Here is a 22,974-nt window from a genome sequence, read left to right as displayed (position 1 = left end):
CACTCTCCCACTCTCCCACTCTCCCCCTCTCCCCCGCTCCCCCACTCCCCATTCCCGTTACCTATTCCCGCAGCTCCGGCTCCAATCAAAAAGCAGAGCGACTTTTAAGAAGCCGAGTAGTTCGGGCTGTTGGCGGTTGTCGCTGTTGAAATCTTGTTCCAGGGTAGTTGAATTCTTCTCGTGCAATGCGGCTCAGCTCGACAATCACAGACAAGTCTACTCCGGCTCGTGCAGCAGCATCGGCCGCCGATAGATTCTGATTTCTTACCAGAGCTAAAAATTGTCGCACGCTGTAGACTACTGGGTCGCTGGCTGCTGTGTAGCCTTTTTGAATGGCAATCAGCAATCCTTTTTCAACATCTGATGCTGCGGGGGCGCGACCTCTATCAACGTTCACAGTCGGCGACATTCTTGGGGTGACGGGAGCGATGCGAATTCCTAAGTGTTCTGGTTCTTTGTTGGTAGGAACGATGTTGAAGTTGTAAAGTCGCTGTTTCCCTTTTGAATCTACAGTTTTGATTGAAAGGTTAGTGATGGTAGCTGTGGTAGCTCCCGGAAAATTGAGCGCTTGAATGGGACGCAAGAAAACAGTTTTGGCTTGGCCACTTGCCAACTGTGCGTCGGTACTGAAAACTATTTTTGAGGGGTCGGCAATTAAAACGTAGGCGAGAGCTTCGTCGGTTGAGCTGAAGTCAATCGCACTCGCGCGACCGGGATAGACTAAAATATCGATCGCACTATTGACGGCAATGTCTCGATCCACAGTTTGATAGCCTGTTACTCTTGATTGAGCAAAAGCACAGTCGGGGTAGCTCGCAGCAGCGAGCGCTGCTGCAAGGAGTGACAAACTGAGAGTTTTAATTCTTGGGAAAAGCATTGTAGCATTCATAATTGTTATCGGCAGATATTGAGAAAGCTATTCAATTTTGGTTGCACCGGAATGATGGGAGTGGAGAGGGGGAGAGGGGGGGAGTGGGAGAGTGGGAGAGTGGGAGAGTGGGAGAAGTTTGAAAACTTGCAACAACCCGATAAAAACTAGAGGGCTTCAACATCTAACATATACTCACCCAATTAAATAGAAATGAGGGATTATGTAACTGCCATCTACCTGAAAATTCAAACAGCTTGCTGTTTACTGCACACCTCTAATCTCCCACTCTCTCCCTCTCTCCCACTCCCCCACTCCCCATTCCCCACTCCCCACTCCCCACTCCCTTTTTTTAATCAATGTTCCGCCCAAAAAGCTCAGTTCAAAAAAAGTCTGCCCTCCCGCTGCGCGTTGTGCTTACAGTCCCCAACGCTCTTCTAATTTCAACCTTACTATGTCTGACGGGATGGCTTTCTTTTCAAACAGGGCGACAGACAATGAATGACGTAGTTGCACACCTATTGGGAGAAGCAACGAGTCGCATCTGGGACCGCCTTGACAACTACTTAACAGAAGGGGTTGGGAAAGGAGAAGGGACTTACAATCAAATTCCAACTGGTTCAGTAAACCAACTTTCCCCAAGTCAAACAGCCGGAGTCACAATCAAACCAAATGGCAAAAGAAATGGGTCAGACTCTCCAAAGACAATATTCCGTCAACAAAAAACAAATTCTGCTTTTCCCACCCCAACCTCAGCATTCAACTTGTACGATTTCCTCATTAGCCCTAACTGTCAAGCCTTTATCTTAGACCGTTCGGGACGTTTAGTGGCTCGGAACGAGGTACCTGAACCAAAACCGTCTATTTCTGTTGACGGACAGCAGCGAGAAAGCACCCAAGCTCTGCAACAAAAAGTAATCCAGCTTTCAACAGAGTATTTGCTTAAACATTATGGCAGCCTCGCTGCTATTAACAGCAGCCAAAATCTTAACTTTACTGCCAACAACTCACTATACTTGCTACAAGTCAGACCTTTTAAAAACCCGAAAGGCTTAAATTGGCTGATTGTGGCAGTTGTACCCGAAACCGACTTCACCCAAAAAGTTCAGGCCAACACCCGCAACACTATTTTGCTCGTCCTAGTGGCTTTGGTTCTTTCTATCTGCCTTTTGCTGTCCATTTCCCTAAGAATAGAACAGCGGCTGCTGCGGTTAATTTCGGCAACAGAGGCGATAGCTGGTGGCGACTTCGACTCAACAGTTTTAGGTAGCGGTATTGCCGAACTCGAAGCCCTAGCCTGTGCTTTCGAGCGCATGAATTGCCAGTTAAAAGCATCTCGCCAGCGGTTAGAAGAATATTCTGGCGATTTAAAGCGGCAAGTTGCACAGAAAACAAAGGAACTAAAACAAGCTAAAATTGCCGCCGAAAGTGCCAATCGCGCTAAAAGTACCTTTCTGGCGAATATGAGCCACGAATTGAGAACGCCTCTGAATGCGATTATCGGCTTTGCCCATCTCCTTGTGAACTCTAAAAAAACTGCACCGGAACAGCAGTCGAGTTTAGATATTATCAATCGCAGCGGCGAGCATTTGTTGAAACTAATCAACGATATTTTGTCGCTGTCTAAGATTGAAGCCGGTCAAATTACCCTCGAATCAAATGCTTTTGACCTGTACAGTTTGCTCGATGACATCGAAGGGATGTTCCAACTCAAAGCTCAATCTAAAGGATTGCAGCTTGTTTTTGAACTCCGGAAAGATGTACCGCAATACGTCCGAACTGATGAAAGCAAGCTGCGCCAAGTTTTGATTAATCTGTTGGGCAATGCTGTTAAATTTACTGAGGCGGGTAGGGTGAAGCTGACTGTAAAATGCCTTCAGTCTATGACTAAAAAACCGTTACCCAAATTCTTTCTCCAGTTCTCAGTGAAGGATACAGGCCCTGGTATTGCCCCTGATGAGGTTAGCCGTTTGTTCAAGCCGTTCGTGCAAACTGAAACTGGTAGGAAATCGCAAACGGGAACGGGCTTGGGATTGCCAATCAGTAGCTCTTTCGTCAAGCTGATGGGTGGCGAGATTAAGGTCAAAAGCTCTGTGGGAAAAGGAACGGTTTTTAGTTTTTACATTAAAGTCAGTCATGCAACTGAGAGCGAAATTTATGACAGACAGCCGCAAAAACGTGTGAAGGGGTTGGCATCGAACCAACAAATATATCGCATTTTGGTAGCGGATGATGAGTCGGCAAATCGGTTGCTGCTAACTCAGATATTGAAGGCGGCTGGCTTTCTTGTGTGGTTCGCGGATAACGGAACCCTGGCTGTTAAATTGTGGCGAAAGTACAAGCCGCATTTAATTTGGATGGATTTGAGGATGCCTGTTCTAGACGGCTTTCAAGCTGCTCAAAAAATTAGAGCTTTGCCTAACGGTTCTAACACTAAAATTATTGCTTTGAGCGCTAATGCTTTTGTTAAAACCCAGGAACTGGCCATGTCGAACGGCTTCGATGACTTTGTTGCCAAACCGTTCCGAGAAACAGTAATTTTTGAGAAGATGGCGCTTCATTTGGGTGTTCGCTATATCTATGAAGAGGAGTCGCCGAGGAAGTCCGAACAGGATGAGCCTGTTATGCAACTAACTCGTGAGTCGCTGTCTGTGTTGCCGAGGGAGTCGATTGAGAAGCTTTATAAAGCAGCCGCTTGTGGAGACGAGCAAGCGGTAAGGCTGTTGATTGAGCGAATTTCCCTGTCGCAGAAGCCTCTTGCTGTGGCTCTGACTAAATTAGTTGATAATATGAGCTTAGATATTATCAGCGATTTGAGTCAGAAGTGCATTTCGACGGATTGTACGATCCCCAAATCACAAGACTGTTCTCAAAGTTAACTCCCTGTTGAGAACCCGTGCCTCAGATATCGATATATGAAGTTCGTTAGTCCACGATCGCGCGTATTATCAGAGTAGCGCGCCACCCAGTCTTTTCGTTCGAGTCCATTCAAAAGCCCGGTGATAGTTGTACAGATGACGACAGCTCGAACGTTTGAATAGCGATCCACTGACCAGCACGTTAGAGTCAATAACAAATCCGATCTTACTCATTGAGAATAGACTGTAAAATTTCAGGAGTTCATAGACACGGAAGGGTTGGGCGAGTCAACTGAACAATCTGCATTAAAATACCTAGAATGAGTTGAATATTTTCAATAAAATGCTCTGTTGTTTCAATATAAACCGTACTTTTTTCGAGTTTCATAAACTTCCAAATACTGCCGGTTGTAACGGCACCATAAACACAAGAAATACTGTTGTTTTTTTGAAGATTAAACATCTGGGCTGCCAACATTTCAGCAATGCACTGGGCAATTCCAGATTTGATATTGTCATTCTTGGCTTCGACAAGTGTAAACACAGGGGCGTTTAAAGATAATTGTTCTGGTGAATGGCTAATCATAAAGTCACAGACACCGTTGAGTCCTTTGACTCGATCGATATTGAATTCCGTACCGGAAAAGAGGCTGATTTGACGATCGCAGCGCCTGCGGAGTTCAATCAATACCGGAGCGACAATCATCTCTGAGCGCGCTTTTTCCGTGTCGATTCCCAAGGCTAAGGGAATATTTTCTGCTAAGGTTTCCTTTAAAAGCTGACTGGGTTCTATCGGTTCTACAGCCGTAATAACTTCAGAGACTTCTCGAATTGTCAACCCGAGTTTATTTTTAATATCATCTAGGGAAAATTCGCTATAAGACATAGTTCCACCTTTCACTCCGCCGTTCTAACTTTGGCAAATTTATCTCTAACGTCTTGAATCTGTTTACCGTCCCATTTATCCCCGATGCTAGTTACTGCAATATCCCGTCGCCCAAAATCCACTCCGATGACTTGCTCTGAAGGGATAGGATCTGGCCCTTCATTTTTGAGTTGAATGTGGATGTAGTATTGCCCGTCACGGTGTTGGCACAGTTGAGCGCTATTCGGTACTCTGCTCTTGAGCTTGCCTCTATGGTAGTTACCTGGCTTCAACTGAATATATTCGCGTCCATCCAGTAATGTCAGGCTGACTTTCCAATCCTTCTCTCTGGAAGCAAAGATTCGAGCATCGTAGTCGGCGCTGGTAGCAGCAAACGCCTTGACAGACTTGCCCTTGAGTTTTGCGGTTAGCACCAACACGAACACAAACTCTAACTGCTTGATTGGCGCCGGGTCCAAACTGTTTTCGTAACTGTTGATAAACCAAGTTCTGAATCGTGGTTTTGCTGGTTATTCCAGATTTTACCGTTTGATTTGCCGGCGTTACAAGCATCCGCAAACGCCTTCAGTAGAGCATCTATTTTAGAAGCTTGCTCAGGTGTCGGTTGGAGCTTGCAAACTCTCGTCAGAACTTGTTCCATGATAAGCGAAAATATCACAAGGTGATCTGTTTGATTTTAAAACACAAAGGACTCAAATTCCGGGAAATTCAAGGCGACGGTCGTCGCAGCCGCGTTCCTCCCGATGTCTGAAGCCATTGGCTTCCCGCTCGTTTTTTGGTGAGAACGTTTTTTAGGAGTGCAAGCATCCTGCTCGCTTGCATTTCTATCTGGCAACGTAGCTCAAATATTGATATATAAAGTTCGGTTTCAATCGAGCGATCGAACGAACATCCTTTTAAACTGTCTTGTCTGGTACTAAACTTGACGAGATTCTGCTCGACCGACTAAATATTAACTTGCGGCTTCAACGGGGGGCCCAACGGTGGTTTACCGCGATGCTCTCATATATCGATATCTGATGCCGACTCTCGATATATGATACTTAAATCATCTACTTAATTCAAAACCATGCAAATTCGACTAGCAGTCATCAGCAATGCTGGCGGCACTGGCAAAACCACACTTTCAGTTCACCTCGCCTACGAACTGGGGTTAAGGGGTTTGAAAGTAGCCATTATGGATCTCGACCCCCAAGGCTCCCTGACCCTTTTTTGCGGTCTAAATCCGCCAGAGCCAGAACACACACTATCCGCCATAATGCGAGAAAGCTTCAATGGCTCTTGGCCTCTTACTCCTAGCTGGAGTCCCCACACCAATAATGTAACCGTTTGTCAAGGCGGAATGACGCTGACACAAACAGCAGACGAGTTAGTTCTGCACAAGCGTGGCGCTTATCTTCTAGGCGATTGCCTGAGCGACTATCCAATGGATCACGACCTAATTATCTTCGACTGCCCCGCTACCCTCGGCCCCTTGCCCTTGATGGCACTAACTGCTTGCACTCATATAATAGTGCCCGTACAGCTCGAACCAAAATCAATTCAAGGAGCAGCTCACCTGCTGGAGTGGTACTACCACCATTGCAAACAATTACGCCTCAAGCCGCAACCCGAAATCTTAGGGTTTGTACCCAACCAATACGATACGAAACGAGCCGTCCACCGACAACTTTTAGAGTCCTTGCCAGCCCAGCTAGAGCAGATGAATATCCGCGTTTTTCCACCAATTCGGGACAGTGCAGAATTTGTCAATGCCAGCGGTCAAGGGTTGCCCTTACACATTTACCGCCCCCTTCACCCAGCTTTAGGCGACTTCAAAGAAATTGTTAAGCACCTGGCTACCTTAATGGGAAATGAAGTTGCTCCGGCTGTTGCCAAAAAAGGCAAAAAAAAGAAATAGTATTTGATTCATACTCACAACTTGCTTGCTTAGCGAAAACAAGTCCTTCGTTTCTGACTAAGAGCCATGAACTCACTTTCTCCAATCCCCAATCAAAAATCAAAAATCGCTATGGCCGCCCGTAAAGCTCCAGACCTGGGAAATTATTTTTCATCCGCCAAGCAGTCAATGCACCTCTCTGAAGCTGAAACCGAGATTCAGGAACTCAAAGCAGAAATTGAAGAACTGCGAAAATCTGGTTCAACGGAATTGGAATCTCAACTGACTGCACTGCGAGAACAACTAGAATCCGCCAGCGGTATCCTCTCCATTTCACTAGACCAAATTCAGCCTAATCCTGAACAACCCAGACAGACATTTTTGCCGGAAAGTATCGAGTCCATGTCCCGCTCCCTCGCTAGTGACGGACAACTGCAACCCATTATCTTGATTCAACGGGGAGAACTCGTGATATTCGACGGAGAGCGACGCTGGCGCAGCGCTAAAACTATGGGCTGGCAAACTTTGCAAGCTGTCATCATTCCAGAGCCTGCATCTTTGCACCGCAAAGCGCTGTTGACCTCCCTGCACCGTGAAGACCTCAATCCTCTCGACAAAGCGGAGGCTATTGTGCGGGAGTTGTCCAGCAATACGGGTTTGGAAGCTGTAACTATCCCTCGCACTCTCTCTACAGCTGTGCGGCGGTTGAACGCGCAAAAGCGCATGAACTCAGTTTCCGAGTTGGTGACGGCGATGCCTGACAAGCAGCAGCAGGGTTTAACAGCTTTAGGTTTAGATGAAAAAGAGCTGGCGGTATTGGGGAGATTGTTGGATTTGCAGCTCAATCCGGCTTCCATCGATGCCAACATTTTCCCGATGCTGTCTTTAGCTGCTGACCTTAAGACTGCTATTAGGAAATTAGGACTTAAAGGGGTTCATGCAACGGCTCTTTCTAAACTCTCTGCTAAAAATTTGGGATTGTCTGAGGAAGAGGCGCAGTCCATTAGAGTTAACGCGACTACCCAAGTTATCGCCGAGAAATTGTCGGCAGTTCAAACTCGTAGATTGGTACAGTCCATTATCAGTTCTACTATCGCTAATTCCCCAGGGGCAGTCCGCCAATTCAAGCAGGTCAAGCTAGCAACTGGGAACTTGAAAAAGCTGTCGCCAGAAATGTTGGAGCAAGCTGAAGTTGACCAACTGGTGGAATTGCAGGACGTTTTGCGCCAAAAGCTAGCGTTCATTGAGGCGGTATTGAAACAAAATGCTCACGGATGATCGGAAACTATCACGTTCGGTTCAGAAGCGTAGTCGGGTGGGCGACCACCCAGCTTAGGTTAACGGAGTATCAAAGAGAAAGTGTAGCGCTGCTTGTAAAAATCTACGCAGATAAGGGCAATAGTCAGTAAATAGGGGTAGATGAAACGATTCGGTTTATGTTTTGCTTAGAGAATCCATTTGATATATTTTAGCGATCGACTGCTAAGAGATATCAACTGCTAAGAGATATCAAAGCGGTTCTATACTGAGCTTTTTTCTTGTTGGTGCAAAGATTCGGCTTCTTCACGAAGTTGGGCAAGCGCTTCTTCGGATAAGTTTTCAAGCATTGAATTTAGCTGCTTTTTATTACCATTTTCGGGGCGGCTGGTGGCGAGAGATTGTGTCGGCATCAAGCGAGGATTCGCGCTGTAAACGGAACTTCCCCGCTTTGGGGGCGTTCGGGAGGCTGTATTTCTTTTGGGATATAGGTTTGGGCGATTTGAGCGTTAGACGCCTGCTGTCATGTATTTAAGATTTTCTTAATCTTTGCCTACTACCTCTTGTGAGATAGTGGAATGGAGAAAAAAACCCGCTACATAAGGGTTTCCAAAACTTGTAGTCATGTAAAAGATTTTCCCAAACCGGGAAAGTCTGACCTCGTATTAGTTTGAACCGGAACGATAGCGATCGGGCGGGGGAAGTTCCGTGTAAAAAATCTTCAAATGGCTCAAAAAATGTATCAAGCGCTTGGGATTCATCTTCTGAATAAAAAAGGATAATTCGCGCCCAAGACTGGGTAGATGGCTGGTTAAATTGTTTTTCAATCCAGTCTTGAAATTCTGCAAATTCTTGTTCCTGTTCAGTAACAGGAATTCCGAGTTGGCGACAGGCTAAAGTGTAACCATTTAAAAAAGCTTGCAAACTAAAGATAGAACGCTTGCCGAGATAAAGGGCGGTTCTAGTTTTGATTTTATCTAAAAGCCGATCAAAATTGTTGCCTGCTGTAATTGGGGGTGTAGCTTGAGGATTTTTCCAGGCATATTCTTTGAGGGATGGCAGGGTGGATTAATTGTCGAAAAAATAAACTAAGCTGATTGGGCTATTTGTTGATGCTACGTGAAGGATTTAACTGGTTGATCTCGGTTAGAAAAACCGAAAAGCAACTCAATGATATTTTCAAGTTGGTTAGCCATCAATCTTAAAGCTTGACGAAGAGTATTCGTACCACTCATCCGAGCTCTCTTATACTAAAAGTGGAATAATAGTGAGGAAGGCGTTAAGAGATATGGAATATTGAGCGAATCGCAATCCGCCTCCATTAGTTTGACAAGCTCGAAGGCCGTCATGCAATCGAACGAGTATAATAAACTTAACAGATCGCTACTCCCTACCCCACAAAACTTCTAATTAAGCTACCTCCCATTAAAAAATAACCTATGACATACACCCCATCCAAACTACTTAGCTTTGAGGAGTTTATCGCCCAATATGGAGATAATACACGATATGAACTCATTGATGGAGAACTCAGAGACATGGAACCTACTGGTCCTCACGAAGCGGTTGCAGGTAGTATTGCTGGTAGAATTTACGTAGAAATTTTTCGTGGTAATTTCAATTGGTTGGTTCCAAAAACTTGTTTAATAAAACCCCTATACGCTGAGGCCACAGCGCTGCGTCCTGATGTAGTTGTTTTAGATAAAGCAGAACTTAGTAGTGAACCCCTTTGGCAAAAAGAACCAGTGATTTGTAAAGATAGTACAATTAAGCTTGTTGCCGAAGTGGTCAGCACTAATTGGCAAGATGATTATGCAAGAAAAGTGGAAGAATACGCTTTTTTGAAGATTGCAGAATATTGGATTGTGGACTTTCGAGGCTTGGGGGGTTTGCAATTTATCGGCAATCCCAAGCAACCTACTTTCACCGTCTGCCAGTTGGTTGATGGAGTTTACCAGCAGCAACAATATCGCTTGGGAGAGCCGATTTTTTCTTACCTATTCCCCAATTTACAATTGCAACTTGACGATCTTATGCCAACTTAAAATTCTCGAATTTATTAAAAATTCAGTGAGTAAAATACTAGGTTCTAACTATTGACTAAAACTATGAGTGACAGGACCAGCTCAGAAAGTCTGGCTGAAGTTAGAGATACCCCAGACAAACCCATTACAGAACCTCGTCTGTACCAGAGTAGACCGATCGCCCCTGTTGCGACACCCCCTCCTATGGTATCCAGCCTCCACGCACAACTGAGAACAGACTTGTGGCAGCAATACCCTTCAGGTGTCGGCTACTACCAACACCGAGCAAAGGGCAACCCCAACAACATCATCGAGCACTACATCGCCAACCCCGGCGACATCACGCTGCTGCCCTTAGACGAGGCCATGCAAATTATTGACAAGTTTGGGCTGACCGCTGCCAAGTTGCACCTGATTTTTGCCGCTCACATTATGAGACAAGAAGAGCCGTGGAAAAGCTTATTCACTCTCGAAGGCAGTGACTTAATCAAGGAGATGGGCTGGGACAAACGCACAGACTTGCCCGCGTCTCAAAAACTGAATGAACTAGCTAAAACAGCGTATGCTCTAGGTTGCCTAGCAATCAAAGCCACATGGGTTGAAGGCAAACACAAAAAAGGTGGAATTAGAGCCAGCGTTGACACCTCGCGAATGTGGAATATTCAAATTCAGTTAACAGGTCAGCAGAATCTGGAGGGCAAAATAGAGCAGCCTGATGAAGTCTACATCACAGTCCAACCGGGGCTCTGGACTCATGCCTTCTTGAACAAAGCAGGTTACTTCGCCAAAGAAGCCTTGTATCAGTTTGGCTATTTAGCTCAGGAGATTCTCAAAATCGATGCCTACCATGATGAACTGGCTTTGCGCTTAGCACTTCATCTGACGATGGAAAGCCGATTTCACACCAGTGGCACTTACAAAGTGGAGACCCTTCTAAAAGCGCTCCTATCCCAAACGGTAATCGATATAGCCCGGTCTAACCGTAAAAAAACTTACACGCTGATGAATAGCTGGAATCACACCCTGGAAGTGCTGTTGAAACTCCAGCGAGCGTTTCAAATCGAGTTTGACCAAGAGACCTACCCAGAATGGCTGAGACCCGGTAGCAAGTATCGAAAAAAACGAGGATACTTTGACACGCTATTGGCAGCCAAAATTACCATCCATCCGCCAGCACCTATCCCCCAACTCCTGGCAAGCAAAGCTGAACTCAAACAGGTTCAACCCCGCCTGAAAGAAGCTCCCAAACCTAAACTGACAAGCAATGAGATAAAAGAAGCAAGAACAGCCCAAGGTTGGAGTCAAGCACAATTGGCTGGCTGGCTAGGGGTGTCGCAGCGTTATGTATCCATGTTGGAACGTGGGGAGCGAATCCCAGCACCAGAACTGGAATCCCAAATCTGGCATCTGTTAAGCATTCCAGATTGACAGGACTTACGCACAGCCTCAATATACGGTGTGAAAGTAGAGGCAACCCACCCCGTGGTTGCCCCTATCTGTAGCCGAGTTAGGGAGGCCACTCTCTAACTTAGGCATCCACCTATCCATAGGATGCTTGGCCTTAGTCCTAATACTGTAACCTTCGTCCTATTGCGACCTTTAAGATAGTTCTGGACGCATCAAAACCTTTCGCCTTAGTTTTTTGCCCGGTTCAAGGGCTGTAACGAAGTATTCTCGTCCATCAAACTAAGGTGATGACCACCCGTGTGTCCAGGACATAACTCTCACCAAAGCGACGCTACAAACCAACCTTTCCCGGCTGGTTTTTTTTTCGGCAAAAGATGCTCCGACTGTTCTGAAACTTGTTCTAAAAAAAATAGGTATTTAAAATAGCTCTCAAATCCTTACCCCATATAAGTTTGACCGTTAGAACAAAACCTCTAGAATGCCGCGACAAAACCTCTAGAATGCCGCGACAAAACCTCTAGAATGCCGCGACAAGTCATTTTTGAAACTCTTACCACGTAAAGTTTTCAGCCTTTAGAACAACTCTGATCAGTCTTATTAGACTGATTCGCCACCAAATCCCGTGTCGGCTGGTCTGGCAGGATTGAAAAAATAGTCGCGCACCCTTTCTCATCTTTTAGCGGGGCGGTCAGTCTCAACACTGCTGGATTTAGGACAACTGCATCGCTACAAAAAAGCGATCGCAAAAGTACAAGACCTTAAAACCGCTTCGCTAAAGTTTGCCGATAGTTCAAGCGACGGCACTATGAATCGGGTTCCGGCGCAACTACCACACCTGGTTGTTGAAGCAAACCCGAAATCCTGTTGAGTGCAGCGAGCGCTGCATTCGCGCTCAATAGCCCGCGGTCAAATTCACAACAACCGCTCTGGCAAACCTTGCGGCTGTCACAGTCGCCTGAAGGGACATTTACGCTCATTTTTACCCCGGAACAAAAAATGGTTGCAGATACAACTACCTGGCACAAACCGCCATTCGCCCGACACGCCGCAATTTACGAAGCCCTAGCCGACATATTAGAAGGAGCTACCCCCAGCGCCCTCAAACTCGCCCTCTACCTGTACAGAACCTGCATCGGTGGCAAACCAGAGGAAATCGACATCAATTGCATCCCCTTGGGCGAAAAACGAGCCACAAGAGTCCGAAACGGCAAGCCCTACAGCCCCAACACCAGGCGGGCAGCCCTCAGACAGCTCGAAAAACTCGGCTTGGTCAAAATTCTCAAAAACTACGGACGTGGCATTTTTCGCATAGCAGTGCAGCACCTGGGCGACGTTCGCCCATTCACTCACACCAATTCAAAATTCCAAAAACTGAGCAGGCAGTCAAAAAATCGACTCAACCAGCCAAAAATTGAGCAAACAGGGGGTTCAAACCCTGATGGTGCCGTACTCTTTACAGAGGATAAAAAAGGACAGCAAAGCACTGAAAATGTTGCTGCTGTTTTTTTTAATTTTTCTAAACAGGAAGAAAATTTAACATCACCAGATAAAAAACCACAGCTTGTAACTGGGATCAAATCTAAAAGCACTGAATTAAATAAAAATTCAGAGCAAGAACTAAAAACCCCTACTGAAAACAAATATTCCGCCCCAACCGCTGAATGTCTGAGTATTAATTCAGATAACAGTCAGGCAGTCGATGTGGCAATGCCTTGCACTTCAGAACAAATAGGTTTGACCTCTAAACCCCCGCAAAAACTGCTGACAGAACTCAACAGCCTCGACAATCCAACTATCTCTGCCGCCAAATCACCAATACCTACCAATAAAGCTGTTCCGTTAAGTCCTGAAATATCTTCGCCCGTTACTCCTCAAGTTCCTGAAATTGTCGAAGCGGTTGCAATTGCCAACCCCGATGCGACTGAAACTGTCAAAGCCGTTCCAATTACTAATCCTGATGCGACTGAGATTGTCAAAGCCGTTCCAATTACTAATCCTGATGCGACTGAAATTATCGAAGCGGTTGCAATTGCCAATCCCGATGCAACTGAAATTGTCGAAGCCGTTACGCGAGCCACAGGAGGCATGAATTCTGAATTAAAAATTTGTGTCCTCCAGCACAGCTTAAACGAAATCCAAGCCGCCATAAACTTGCTGCAAGTCCGAAGCCAAACAAAGCAAATATCCAACCCTTCAGGGTGGGTCGTTGATTGTTTGCGCGGTCGCTGGTGGGAGAAAACTAACGGTTTTCAAAACTCGAACCCAACAAATGTTGTTTCGTCTCCAGCTTCAACAGGCTCTTCTCCAACTCCAAAAGATTCTTCTTCTGCACAGACAACAAGAATAACTGATGATTATGTTGACCCTCATTATATGCCATTAGAAACTCACCGAACGTTATGCGAACAGTTCCAGCAACTAGGCAAAGAAGCTTTTGCAGCGCTAGGTATTCAGCAGCAAATTTACTTGCAGTGGATGCATCGATTTCCTCAGCAACTCAAACAAATTTTCAACAAATTATCTACTACTTAGTTATTTAGCTTAGCTGTGAAAACAGTGAGTATTTAACCCATCTAGACAGCTTATAACCCTTTAGGTAACTTTGAAAACAGTTCAATTAACAACAAGATCAAAGGAGAATACCAGATATGGCAGTCAGTTTTTTTGAGCAAATTATGCCGAGCAACATTGATGCAGAGGAAGCGGTTTTAGGTGGAATTCTGATCGATCCAATCGCCATTAAAAGAATCGCAAATATTCTGCGTCCCGAAGCGTTGGCAATTACAGTCCACCAACACATTTATCGGGCCGCTTTAGCGCTGCACTCTAAGGAGCAGCCCACAGATTTGATGAACATCACCACCTTCCTCGACGACCACAACCTGCTGGAAGTAGTAGGGGGTCAAACCAAACTGGTAATGCTGGTAGACCGAACTGTTTCAGCCGTCAACATCGACCAATATGCTTTGCTAGTAGTGGACAAGTTTGTCCGGCGCGAACTCATCAAAGTTGGCAATGACATCGTGCAGCTTGGCTACGAGACTTCCACCGAATTGGATGCGATACTAAATAAAGCCGAGGAAAAGATTTTTGCCCTCAATAAGTACAAAGAAGAGCGGCAAAAAGCTATTCGGCCTCTTTCGGAATACTGCGGGGAGCTTTGGCGATATCTAGATGAAATTGAGGAAGAGCGCTTGGAGACTGCTAACTACTTTCCTGGAATCAGCACAGGGTTTTACGACCTCGACGACCTATTGGGAGGGGGATTTTACCGAGGTGAATTGATTGTCATAGGAGGTCGCCCCGGCAGCGGCAAAACAGCTTTGGCTTGTGCCCTTGGCTACAACATTGCTTCCCTTCCCACGAACGGTCGAGTTTTGATGTTTTCGATGGAAATGCCAGGTCGGGACTTGGCAGCGCGACTAATGGCACTTGAGAGTGGGGTGTCGGTGAAAGATATCAGGAAAGTTAACCTAGCTGGTAAGTACGAAGTCCTAGCTTCGGCTTTAGGGAAAGTTAGCGATGCTGATTTTTGGATAGACGAAAGTTTGGAACCGTCTCCCTTGGAGATTCGTTCCAGAGTTAGGGAGTTTGTTTGTGAGCGCGGCCCATTGGGTTTGGTAATTGTTGATTACTTGCAATTAATGGTGAATTCGGCGGATGAAAATGTTGTCAATAAAATTAGCGAAATTACGCGGCAGATGAAGATTTTGGCTCGCGAGGTTGACGCGCCGGTTGTGCTGCTTTCTCAGCTCAATCGGGGGGTAGAGACTCGCACGAACAAGCGTCCAAGTTTATCGGATTTGCGTGGCTCTGGTGGAATTGAACAGGATGCGGATGTTGTGCTTGGAGTTTACAGGGACGATTATTACAATCCTGATTCTCCAGATCGGGGAATCGCTGAAATTATTGGATTGAAAGGGCGCAATAGCGGCACGGGAACGGTTAAGTTGCTGTTTGATGCTGAATGCTGTCGGTTTCGGAATATCTATAAACTGCCGTAATAGTAAAGGACAGGAAAATATTGAGCTCTGTCGCCTTACTTCAAGAGCCCAATCGCCTTGACAAGCTGTTCCGGCTGTACCTCCAAATAGCGCTGGAGACTCGACAAATTTTTGTGTCCCGAAATCTCCATAATCACCCGCAGCGGCACCCCCGCATTGCTCAAATTAGTCAGCGCCGTCCGCCTCATGGAATGCGTTGAAGCTCCCTTAATTCTTACCCGCTTGCAAGCTTCTTTAAAAATCACATCCGATGCGGCACGAGTCAAAGGCTTCGTATTGTCCCGCCCCGGAAACAAAAAACCAGCCGGCGGATTGTAAGCCTTTAAATACTTAGCCAGTATAGGATGGAGCGGCAGCGTTCGCGTTGCTGATTTCCCCTTTGTCGTCGCTTTCCGCAACGTGACTGACCCCCCCACAATGTCGTGAGTTGTTAAAGCTAACGCCTCTGAAATGCGGCAGGCGCAGTAAAAAGTTACAGCAAACAAAAGCCTGTCCCTTGCTGTAATAAAACCCCGGTCAAACAGTCGGTCAATTTCTGCGGGCGTCAAAATCTTAGCGCGCCCATTCCCAAGAACCTTCACGGCGCAGCCCTCTTAGGGTAAGTTCCTTCATTATTGGACGAAAGAGTGTTTACGTCAAGTAGGCTAACTGGCTTCTATTCTTTGATGGCCAACCAAATCCGGCTCAATCGCTTTCTGGGCAATCGGAGGCGCTTGTTGCAACTCACTTGGCGCTTATTGCTATTCAACTGACTCGAATTCTCGGGAAAGTTGATAACTGGCAAGGTAGCGATCGCGTCGATGAGGTCTCTGAAGGTAACAGGTTTTTGGGCGTTCATAACACCGCGCTACCAATAAAACTATTATTCACTAATCTAATTATACTATTGTTTGATTCTACCTGCAACCTTTTTTGCGGCCAGTTAGAGCATGAAGAACAAGTCATCAATATTCTCCAATAATCCTTCTACTTCCCGGTGTGGTTCGATTTGGAGACGTTTGTCCATCATCGCACCTCGCTGACGAAAGCAACTACACCTTTACTATACAAGTCGGCTGCAACGGGACTTGACATCAACGCGATTGGGCGGTATCTCAAAAAACTGATAGCCTAGCCAGAGTTGGGCTTTGAGAAGAGTTCGTCAAATATAGATTCCAATTGATTGATTTAAGGAAATATCGCGCTGCAATTTCTTTATCAAGAAATTGGCCTAAAAACCTATCAAAACAAATCTGTTGCAGTCGATGCACAGTTAAGAACTCATGTCAATCTCAAAAGGAAAGCGAGATTTGATTTCGACCCTGCCACTAAAACAGTTGAAGGATATGCCGCCTGCAATTGAATTGCCTGCCAACTTTGCCAAAATTCATCTCCCGCGCTTTAAGTGCGGCGAGATGGTGCGCTGGACGGGTGTTAGCGAAGAAGCTGACAGAGGAATGGTTATCGGCAAATTTTATAATTACGAACAGTGTCAATGCTGTTGGATGTGGTGCTACATAATTTGCCTTACTCCTGATTCCAAAAGTGCAACGTGGTGTCAGTTTGATACTGCCTGGGAGGAAGATTTGGAGAAGTTTGAGGATGATAAAAAAGCAGCAGACTTTGACCGATAGAGAACGCAATTTGATTGCAGTTTACAGTCAATGCCAATTGCGAATGACACCGAGGCAGTTTTATGCAAAGTGGGGAGTGAGTTATGAGGAAATCGCTTTTATTTGTTCTCGTTCTGATTCTACAGTACGGCGTTGGTTTAAAACGGGTAAAAATCGCAGATTTCCTACTGCTGTCGATTTGCGTCATTTGGCTTTAATGGATTTTTTGCTGGAGCATTTTGAGGAAATTCCAGAGACATTGGTGGCTTTCCTGTGTCCGCCTTGCGAAGAGAATAGCCTGGATTAATAGTGGCGCGTATAACGGAAAGACTGTTAACGGAAAGACTGTTTAGGGCAACGACTGTATACGTTGTCGCAATCATATACTGCTGACTTGTTCCAACAGTTTTGGTGGCTGCTATACATACACCAAGCTTTTTCAGCATCAAAAGATAATTTGAGCTTGTCTTAGCACAAACCTCGTCAAATATCAATGTCACCGTGACCTGTCTTTGACAAGATTATTCAATTACTGTCTTGGCAAGCAATGAAACAAGAGCACAATCTGTTACTTTTACTGCTGAGGTACTAAAATGACCTACTCTGAAAAATTGCACCCGTGGTGTATCATTAGCCTGCTTCCTAATTGTCAGCGTGTTATTGTGGCACGATTTCGTAAGAGAAACGATGCAGACGATCATCTACGGGTTTTGCAGCGGTTAGTGAAAACCCGCACATTTGTGATTATTTTTGACATCCAACCAAAGCCTACTGTGCCTAAAGAATAACGGCGAATGCAGCGAAGGTTTGAAATCGAATTAATCGAGATACCTGCGTTAGTTGAATCAACCGACTTTCCAGCGATTTCTCCCAGCGACAGAACCTACTGATAGCTGGGAGAATTTTTTATATGTTTTACTGATTATCTACTAACTACAACTTTTTATCATAGTGTTGATTTACGCAAAGGAGCGATCGCATTTGTACGGATAGTTACAATTGCATAAGTAAATATGCTCTGATTGATAGCTGTGCAATCGTAGATGTGGCTAATAGTAATATAGCTTGCGAGCGCAATAGATATTCCTTCTCTATCAATACTTCGGAATTTTGAAGAGTTTTTTTGGGAGATGGCTCTGGCGCAAGGTTCGTAGGTGGCTAATGTTGCGCTGAGTTTTTGGATTTCTTGCCATAGCTCTACTATCAAGGCTTCTTTTGCCTCGTTCAATAGTTGCTTGATTGTCGGGTAGTTTTTCCATTCCTTTATCTAATGTCTATCTCGTCTTCTTGTCAAGGGGGTTGAGCAATTACAATCAAAGAATCAATAGAGACAAGTGCGACCGCATCTTGTCGGACAGATAATTAATGGGAATTAATTAAGAAATTTCTTGGGAAACACGCTTACCGTTAAAACTTTACAAAAAATAGATCGTTAAAAGCAAGGCCGCGATCGCGGCAATTTTTGAGAATAAGCTGCACTTGCTTGTACTGCGAATCCAGCCATGACCCAAATAGAACCAAATTCCGAACCAACTGGAGAGGATATTCCACTTTCAGCTACTCAAAAAGTGGGTGAAACCATCAACAAAACTGAGAACACTTCACAGAGTCCTGACTTACTTGATGAAGGAGAATCAGAACCTTATGAATTCAATTTTTGTACAATCAAAATCCACATTGTTATGCGACCAGACGATGGGCATCCAGAAGGGCGAATCGTAGAAATTACAGCAACGAGCCATGACGACTTACCACTATTAGTACAAGTTAGAGAAAACTCGATTGGAGCTTGGCCAAACCATTTACAAGAATTGCTCCAGCGGTTAGCCTCTAACCTACCTAACCGAAAAGTGAGCGCTCAAATTCGTTCTTCTGTTGGTCAACCCCGGAAAAAAGCAAAACCAAATCTTCAAAATCCTGCTAACCACCCCGTCAACAAAGGTGAAGCTGGAGTACAAATCCCCCTGTTTTAAAGAGGTAACAATGAGTCTAATAGAATATGAAGGCAGGCAAATCGAACTGCCCAACGAAATTACTGCAAATGATGAAAAATTGCTAGAAGTCCTACTTCCTTACTTCCCTGAATTAAGCTCCGCTACAATTGAACGAAAAACAGGTCAACCCATTAAAATCATCAAACAAGCCAAGACAAAGGGTGTAGAAGAAGATTGGAAAAAAGAACTATGCGTACTGCTCACTCCCCATTCCCCACTCCCCTCACTTGTCTCCGCACCGGAAGAACCGAATCAAGCTGTCCAACTCACTTGGGCTCTGCAATGCGACTCTATCAGCGGTTGTGTTACTCCGCTAACCTTGGCAAGTCGGGCTCAAGAACTCTCTGACGCGATCGCTCTGGGTGAGCAAGAACTACAGCGATTTAGAGACACTCTCAAAAAACTCCAACTTGCGCCAGCTATTGCTTGTCTCCAAATTCCTCTTAATTTTTAATGCCTGCAACTATTTTGTCTGTGTCGCAAGCCATTGCCGCTTTGCGACACTCCTACCCAGTAACTAAGCCACTTGAAGCGATTGAATTTCTCAGACAAACGCTCAATAGCGCTCAACTTCTCAATCTTTACCAGCACTTTTTTTCAACTGAATTTGCTACCAGTACCAGTTCTATTTACTCGGCTACTCCTGATAATCATAGCCCCCGCGAATTAGAATTCTTCCGTCTTCTTGACGAAACAGAACTTATCCCGATCAGCCCCTGGCAATTAGAAATAGCACAAGAAGAACGCCTCGACCAACTCCTGATTGAGTCTTGGGGGTTGGATTGGTTGAGCTATGAAGATATTGATTCCTTAGCTCCTGAATGGCAAATCCTGCTGTCTCTAAGTTCTGAAGGACTAAATTGGCTAACTGAAAATGAGATGAAAGATTGGTATGAACAAGAATTTGAAGTTTCATTTTCTCAGATTCTACCACCAGATAGGATCAATCATCAGCAATTCCAACAGTTTTGCTCTCTGGCTGAATTTCCCGTAAAAGGGATGCCAATTGTACTGAGTTTCCTCAATTACTCAACGGGTAATATTTGGCTTGACGGCTGCGCTCAACACGAGTATCAATTTGGAGAATGGACAGTCGAAAACTTGATATTTTTATCAGAACAATGGCAAAGTGCTAAAGAATTAATAACCCAGGCTCAACAGGTCATTGACTGGCTTGCTACTGACCGCCATCGACATTTTCAGCAAATTCTTGAACTCTGGAACAAAAGCACCTTGTCAATTTGAATTACCCCTGAATCCGAATAATTACGAGTGAACCAGCAACCGCTAGTGCGGTTGTAGTTGTTGGAAATTGAGGCCTTAATTATGACTGAAACTCTAACAACAGCCGAAAGAATTGCACGTCTTAATGACCAATTACGTCAAGGAGATACCAAAATTGGTGAAATTCGGATTACTCAAGCTGTAAAAGCTCTTCTTCCCGAACAGCAACAAAAGTTACTGCAATTACTAAGAGATTTTAACACCTTTGAAGCTGGCAACAACCCCTACGGAGAACGAGATTTTATTAGCATTCAACTTGACAGTAAAAGCTATTTTTTCAAAATTGATTATTTTGACAGGAAAGCATGGCTGGAAAATCAGGAAGTTAGTTCACAATGTCCAGAAGACCCCGACAAAACTTGGAGAGTTGCTACCCTAATGCAGTCGAACGAATATTAATTTTCAAGCATGAGCTAACCTTACCTATCGGGTTAGCTCCATAACCTCTATCGATTTCAAGTTATTATGCAACATTTGTCAGGAGAAGTCTTTCGTGAAATTCTGCAAACAGCTCCCCGACAGCTAGCAGAAATTGATGCTGAATTACTGTTCATCAAAGAACAATATCTGTTCCATTATCGAGAAGGAACAAAGGAACACTACAAACTACTCTCCTCTGTCAGTTTGAGAACTGCATTTTCTCACGAGCCGATTGATACGGATTGGATGCCCCCAGGAGTCATAAGGTGGGGAACTAACTCTCAAGGAAATTGGGTAGTAAAATTCATATCTCCTGCCCAATATAACCTCCAATTTGATGAGAGTAAACCCATTACTATTCCACTAACTGCCTTGGTATTTGTAGGACAAAACACTCAATATTGGGTATTTGCAACTGATTTTGCTACTTTCAACCCAGAGTCGAAAGCTTACCACACTCCTTTACCAAACATCCATCCAAACGGTTTAATTTGCTGGGGAAAAAATACTCCACCTGTTGCTTCAACTCAAACCATTGATATTGCTTGGCAGAGCTTCATAACCACTCCTTTCAATGCTGACTTATCCAGCCAAAAAAGCCGAAAGTTTCCCCAAGATGTCAGAGAACATCTGAAAAGTTTAGCCTTGAGAAAAAGGCGTACCTATCCTGTTAAAGATTTAGTTGAAGTGAGGTACAGTCCTTCAATTGACTCTTTAGTGCAACACCTCCTATTGATTGCTAACCCTACCTAAATCAAAACTTCTATGTAGGGACTGCACTCAATATTTATTGTTCAACACAAAGTTTAAGTTAATGCTAAAACTTTTTAACCACATTCATGCCTCTATTCCCTTGCCTCCCATTGCTACTGGGGTATTCTGCGAATACGTTACAGCCTCTAACGGCGTGTTTGTGCGTTCAGTTCGCCCCGGACTAGAGGCTATGATTCCTGTTGCAAATTCAACGCCCAATACTATCAAAGGGTTGCCACCTATAGAACCATACTTGCACCTTGAGACTCGTTTAGTACCATCAGAACTGCTACTTTCTATATTGACAAAAGCTGTATTCACCAAAGATAGCAGTGGCAATCTCACAGAGATTTTATTTCACCTATCCCTTGACAGTAGTAATCAATGGCAACTGACAATTCCAGTCCAATTGACTACACGAACGAGCTGCCAGCCTTTTGACAATTCATCCTACTCAACTGCTTTAATTGAGTGCCACTCTCACGCAGAATTGCCTGCTTTCTTTAGCAGCACAGATGATGCTGACGAGCGGGGTTTTCGCCTCTATGCAGTCTTGGGTAAAGTTAATACCTTGACTCCTGAGATTTTAGTGAGAATCGGAATTTTCGGACACTATAGCTTAATTAAAGCTAATTCTGTATTTGAAGAGCCACATTTTATCACTGATGCTTACCAAAACTCCCTTAAACCTCGACTTTGAGTACGCAAATTCCACACCTCTCCTTCTCAAAGATTACTCTCACCTTCACTTATGGCTCGTTGGCTGTGGCGGCACTGGCTCTTATGTAGCTGAAAGTTTAGCACGATTAGCTTACGTTTTCAAACAAGTTGGGAAAAATGTCAATATTACCTTTGTAGATCCCGATATTGTGGAAGGGAAAAATTTGGGGAGGCAGAGATTTTGTCAATCTGAACTTGGACTGAATAAAGCCACTACTCTTGCCTTGCGTTACAATCTTACCTGGGGGCTAGAAATTAGTGCAATTCCTGACTATTTTGACCCCAAATTGGTAAAATCATACTGGAATGATTTGGTAATTATCATTGGCTGCGTTGACAATAGTGCTGCTCGCCGTTCCTTGGGCAAAACGCTAGAGAATAACCGCCACGCTGAGATTCCTAGAATCTGGTATCTTGATGCTGGCAATAACTTTGATAGCGGTCAAATTCTACTGGGCAGCCATAATAGCCTTGAAGAGCTAACTCCGCACCTGGATAAGTTCAAGAAAACAGGCATTATGGGAGCGCTTCCCTCTCCTGTTTTACAATGCCCCAATTTGATAGAATTGCGACCTGAAGAATTGGGAAATACCCATTTATCTTGTGCTGAGTTGGCTAATCTTAACGCTCAGAGTCTCACAATTAATCAAACAATTGCCTCAATCGTTACTGACTATCTATTCCGCCTCAGTTTGACAAAGGACTTGCGTAAGTTTGCCACTTTCCTTAACCTTAAATCTGGTTCTATGCGCTCAGAATTTATCAGTTGTTCATCTCTCATAAAGTTTAGTTGTACTTGATACAAATCCTGGTTAGCTACACCTAACGGGATAACAACCCCGTCAAAAGCTTGATAAAATCAAGGACATAGCCCTCATACCCATCTGAAAAATCTGAGAGAGTAGAGGGGAGGGTAAAGGTTGAACAATACACCTTTACCCTCCCCTTCCCCTTCCCTTTATTTTGCTAACTTTATTAAGATTTTTTTTTTGTTTAATACAGTGTTGAGTTGTAGCGTTTCGTGTAGG

24 protein-coding genes are annotated in these 22,974 nt (G+C 44.7%); 16 read left to right on the top strand and 8 right to left on the bottom strand.

Annotated elements, in window-relative coordinates:
• Positions 1-85: 85 nt before the first annotated feature.
• Positions 86-889, bottom strand: a complete 804-nt coding sequence (locus E5S67_RS08830; protein ID WP_172186672.1) for a hypothetical protein — start codon at positions 887-889, stop codon at positions 86-88.
• A 476-nt stretch (positions 890-1,365) separates the two neighbouring features.
• Between E5S67_RS08830 and E5S67_RS08825 the strand changes: the two genes are divergently transcribed.
• A complete protein-coding gene (locus tag E5S67_RS08825; protein WP_246276691.1) occupies positions 1,366-3,747 on the top strand; it encodes an ATP-binding protein in 2,382 nt (793 codons plus the stop codon).
• Between the two features lie 241 nt (positions 3,748-3,988).
• Here the strand turns inward: E5S67_RS08825 and E5S67_RS08820 are convergent, their stop codons facing one another.
• Both E5S67_RS08820 and E5S67_RS08815 read right to left on the bottom strand, forming a co-directional pair.
• Complete coding sequence (locus E5S67_RS08820; protein ID WP_106331512.1) at positions 3,989-4,612, bottom strand: hypothetical protein; 624 nt, start codon at positions 4,610-4,612, stop codon at positions 3,989-3,991.
• Between the two features lie 11 nt (positions 4,613-4,623).
• Complete coding sequence (locus E5S67_RS08815) at positions 4,624-5,070, bottom strand: hypothetical protein (protein WP_216670297.1); 447 nt, start codon at positions 5,068-5,070, stop codon at positions 4,624-4,626.
• A gap of 611 nt (positions 5,071-5,681) precedes the next feature.
• On the opposite strand from E5S67_RS08815, the gene E5S67_RS08810 reads away from it, so the two are divergent.
• Both E5S67_RS08810 and E5S67_RS08805 read left to right on the top strand, forming a co-directional pair.
• On the top strand, positions 5,682-6,512 hold the full coding sequence (locus E5S67_RS08810) for a ParA family protein (protein ID WP_172186670.1): 831 nt from the start codon (positions 5,682-5,684) through the stop codon (positions 6,510-6,512).
• A gap of 111 nt (positions 6,513-6,623) precedes the next feature.
• Entirely contained in the window at positions 6,624-7,769 is a 1,146-nt protein-coding gene (locus E5S67_RS08805) for a ParB/RepB/Spo0J family partition protein (RefSeq protein ID WP_172186669.1), read from the top strand.
• 242 nt (positions 7,770-8,011) lie between these two features.
• On the opposite strand, the gene E5S67_RS08800 is transcribed toward E5S67_RS08805, so the two are convergent.
• Positions 8,012-8,161, bottom strand: coding sequence for a hypothetical protein (locus tag E5S67_RS08800; protein WP_172186668.1), 150 nt, complete (start codon positions 8,159-8,161; stop codon positions 8,012-8,014).
• 118 nt (positions 8,162-8,279) lie between these two features.
• The gene (locus tag E5S67_RS32325) at positions 8,280-8,672 is read right to left on the bottom strand and encodes a hypothetical protein (protein WP_216670295.1); all 393 of its coding nucleotides are present in this window, start codon (positions 8,670-8,672) and stop codon (positions 8,280-8,282) included.
• 515 nt (positions 8,673-9,187) lie between these two features.
• Here E5S67_RS32325 and E5S67_RS08795 point away from each other — a divergent pair.
• From E5S67_RS08795 to dnaB, 4 genes are all read left to right on the top strand, one after another.
• Positions 9,188-9,793 carry a Uma2 family endonuclease gene (locus tag E5S67_RS08795; RefSeq protein ID WP_172186667.1) on the top strand — a complete coding sequence of 202 codons (606 nt, stop codon included), beginning with the start codon at positions 9,188-9,190 and terminating at the stop codon, positions 9,791-9,793.
• Positions 9,794-9,856: 63 nt separating this feature from the next.
• Positions 9,857-11,200 carry a helix-turn-helix domain-containing protein gene (locus tag E5S67_RS08790; protein ID WP_172186666.1) on the top strand — a complete coding sequence of 448 codons (1,344 nt, stop codon included), beginning with the start codon at positions 9,857-9,859 and terminating at the stop codon, positions 11,198-11,200.
• A 975-nt stretch (positions 11,201-12,175) separates the two neighbouring features.
• On the top strand, positions 12,176-13,711 hold the full coding sequence (locus E5S67_RS08785; protein WP_172186665.1) for a hypothetical protein: 1,536 nt from the start codon (positions 12,176-12,178) through the stop codon (positions 13,709-13,711).
• 116 nt (positions 13,712-13,827) lie between these two features.
• Positions 13,828-15,183, top strand: coding sequence for a replicative DNA helicase (gene dnaB / locus E5S67_RS08780; RefSeq protein WP_172186664.1), 1,356 nt, complete (start codon positions 13,828-13,830; stop codon positions 15,181-15,183).
• 35 nt (positions 15,184-15,218) lie between these two features.
• Here the strand turns inward: dnaB and E5S67_RS08775 are convergent, their stop codons facing one another.
• Both E5S67_RS08775 and E5S67_RS08770 read right to left on the bottom strand, forming a co-directional pair.
• Complete coding sequence (locus E5S67_RS08775) at positions 15,219-15,764, bottom strand: tyrosine-type recombinase/integrase (protein WP_172186663.1); 546 nt, start codon at positions 15,762-15,764, stop codon at positions 15,219-15,221.
• Positions 15,765-15,838: 74 nt separating this feature from the next.
• Positions 15,839-16,021 (bottom strand): hypothetical protein, encoded by a 183-nt coding sequence (locus E5S67_RS08770; RefSeq protein WP_172186662.1) that lies wholly within the window; start codon positions 16,019-16,021, stop codon positions 15,839-15,841.
• Between the two features lie 424 nt (positions 16,022-16,445).
• Between E5S67_RS08770 and E5S67_RS08765 the strand changes: the two genes are divergently transcribed.
• Both E5S67_RS08765 and E5S67_RS08760 read left to right on the top strand, forming a co-directional pair.
• Positions 16,446-16,796: a hypothetical protein gene (locus E5S67_RS08765; protein WP_172186661.1), complete on the top strand. Its 351-nt coding sequence runs from the start codon at positions 16,446-16,448 to the stop codon at positions 16,794-16,796.
• Positions 16,786-17,082 carry a helix-turn-helix domain-containing protein gene (locus tag E5S67_RS08760; RefSeq protein WP_339382798.1) on the top strand — a complete coding sequence of 99 codons (297 nt, stop codon included), beginning with the start codon at positions 16,786-16,788 and terminating at the stop codon, positions 17,080-17,082. The genes E5S67_RS08765 and E5S67_RS08760 overlap by 11 nt, the downstream gene beginning before the upstream one ends.
• 639 nt (positions 17,083-17,721) lie before the next feature.
• Here E5S67_RS08760 and E5S67_RS08755 read toward each other — a convergent pair.
• The gene (locus tag E5S67_RS08755) at positions 17,722-18,003 is read right to left on the bottom strand and encodes a hypothetical protein (protein WP_172186660.1); all 282 of its coding nucleotides are present in this window, start codon (positions 18,001-18,003) and stop codon (positions 17,722-17,724) included.
• Between the two features lie 274 nt (positions 18,004-18,277).
• On the opposite strand from E5S67_RS08755, the gene E5S67_RS08750 reads away from it, so the two are divergent.
• From E5S67_RS08750 to E5S67_RS08720, 7 genes are all read left to right on the top strand, one after another.
• Positions 18,278-18,748, top strand: coding sequence for a hypothetical protein (locus E5S67_RS08750; RefSeq protein ID WP_172186659.1), 471 nt, complete (start codon positions 18,278-18,280; stop codon positions 18,746-18,748).
• Between the two features lie 10 nt (positions 18,749-18,758).
• The gene (locus E5S67_RS08745) at positions 18,759-19,223 is read left to right on the top strand and encodes a hypothetical protein (protein WP_172186658.1); all 465 of its coding nucleotides are present in this window, start codon (positions 18,759-18,761) and stop codon (positions 19,221-19,223) included.
• Complete coding sequence (locus E5S67_RS08740; protein WP_172186657.1) at positions 19,223-20,014, top strand: hypothetical protein; 792 nt, start codon at positions 19,223-19,225, stop codon at positions 20,012-20,014. The genes E5S67_RS08745 and E5S67_RS08740 overlap by 1 nt, the downstream gene beginning before the upstream one ends.
• Positions 20,015-20,095: 81 nt before the next feature.
• Complete coding sequence (locus E5S67_RS08735) at positions 20,096-20,452, top strand: DUF3768 domain-containing protein (RefSeq protein WP_172186656.1); 357 nt, start codon at positions 20,096-20,098, stop codon at positions 20,450-20,452.
• Positions 20,453-20,518: 66 nt separating this feature from the next.
• On the top strand, positions 20,519-21,226 hold the full coding sequence (locus E5S67_RS08730; RefSeq protein ID WP_216670293.1) for a prokaryotic E2 ligase family D protein: 708 nt from the start codon (positions 20,519-20,521) through the stop codon (positions 21,224-21,226).
• 61 nt (positions 21,227-21,287) lie between these two features.
• Complete coding sequence (locus E5S67_RS08725; protein WP_172186655.1) at positions 21,288-21,926, top strand: hypothetical protein; 639 nt, start codon at positions 21,288-21,290, stop codon at positions 21,924-21,926.
• The gene (locus tag E5S67_RS08720; protein WP_172186654.1) at positions 21,892-22,746 is read left to right on the top strand and encodes a PRTRC system ThiF family protein; all 855 of its coding nucleotides are present in this window, start codon (positions 21,892-21,894) and stop codon (positions 22,744-22,746) included. The genes E5S67_RS08725 and E5S67_RS08720 overlap by 35 nt, the downstream gene beginning before the upstream one ends.
• The last annotated feature ends 228 nt before the right edge of the window (positions 22,747-22,974 follow it).

Origin of the sequence: Microcoleus asticus IPMA8 (assembly GCF_013179805.1) — a bacterium.
Taxonomy (GTDB): Bacteria; Cyanobacteriota; Cyanobacteriia; order Cyanobacteriales; family Microcoleaceae; genus Microcoleus; species Microcoleus asticus.
This window is presented reverse-complemented; position numbering and strand designations above follow the sequence as displayed.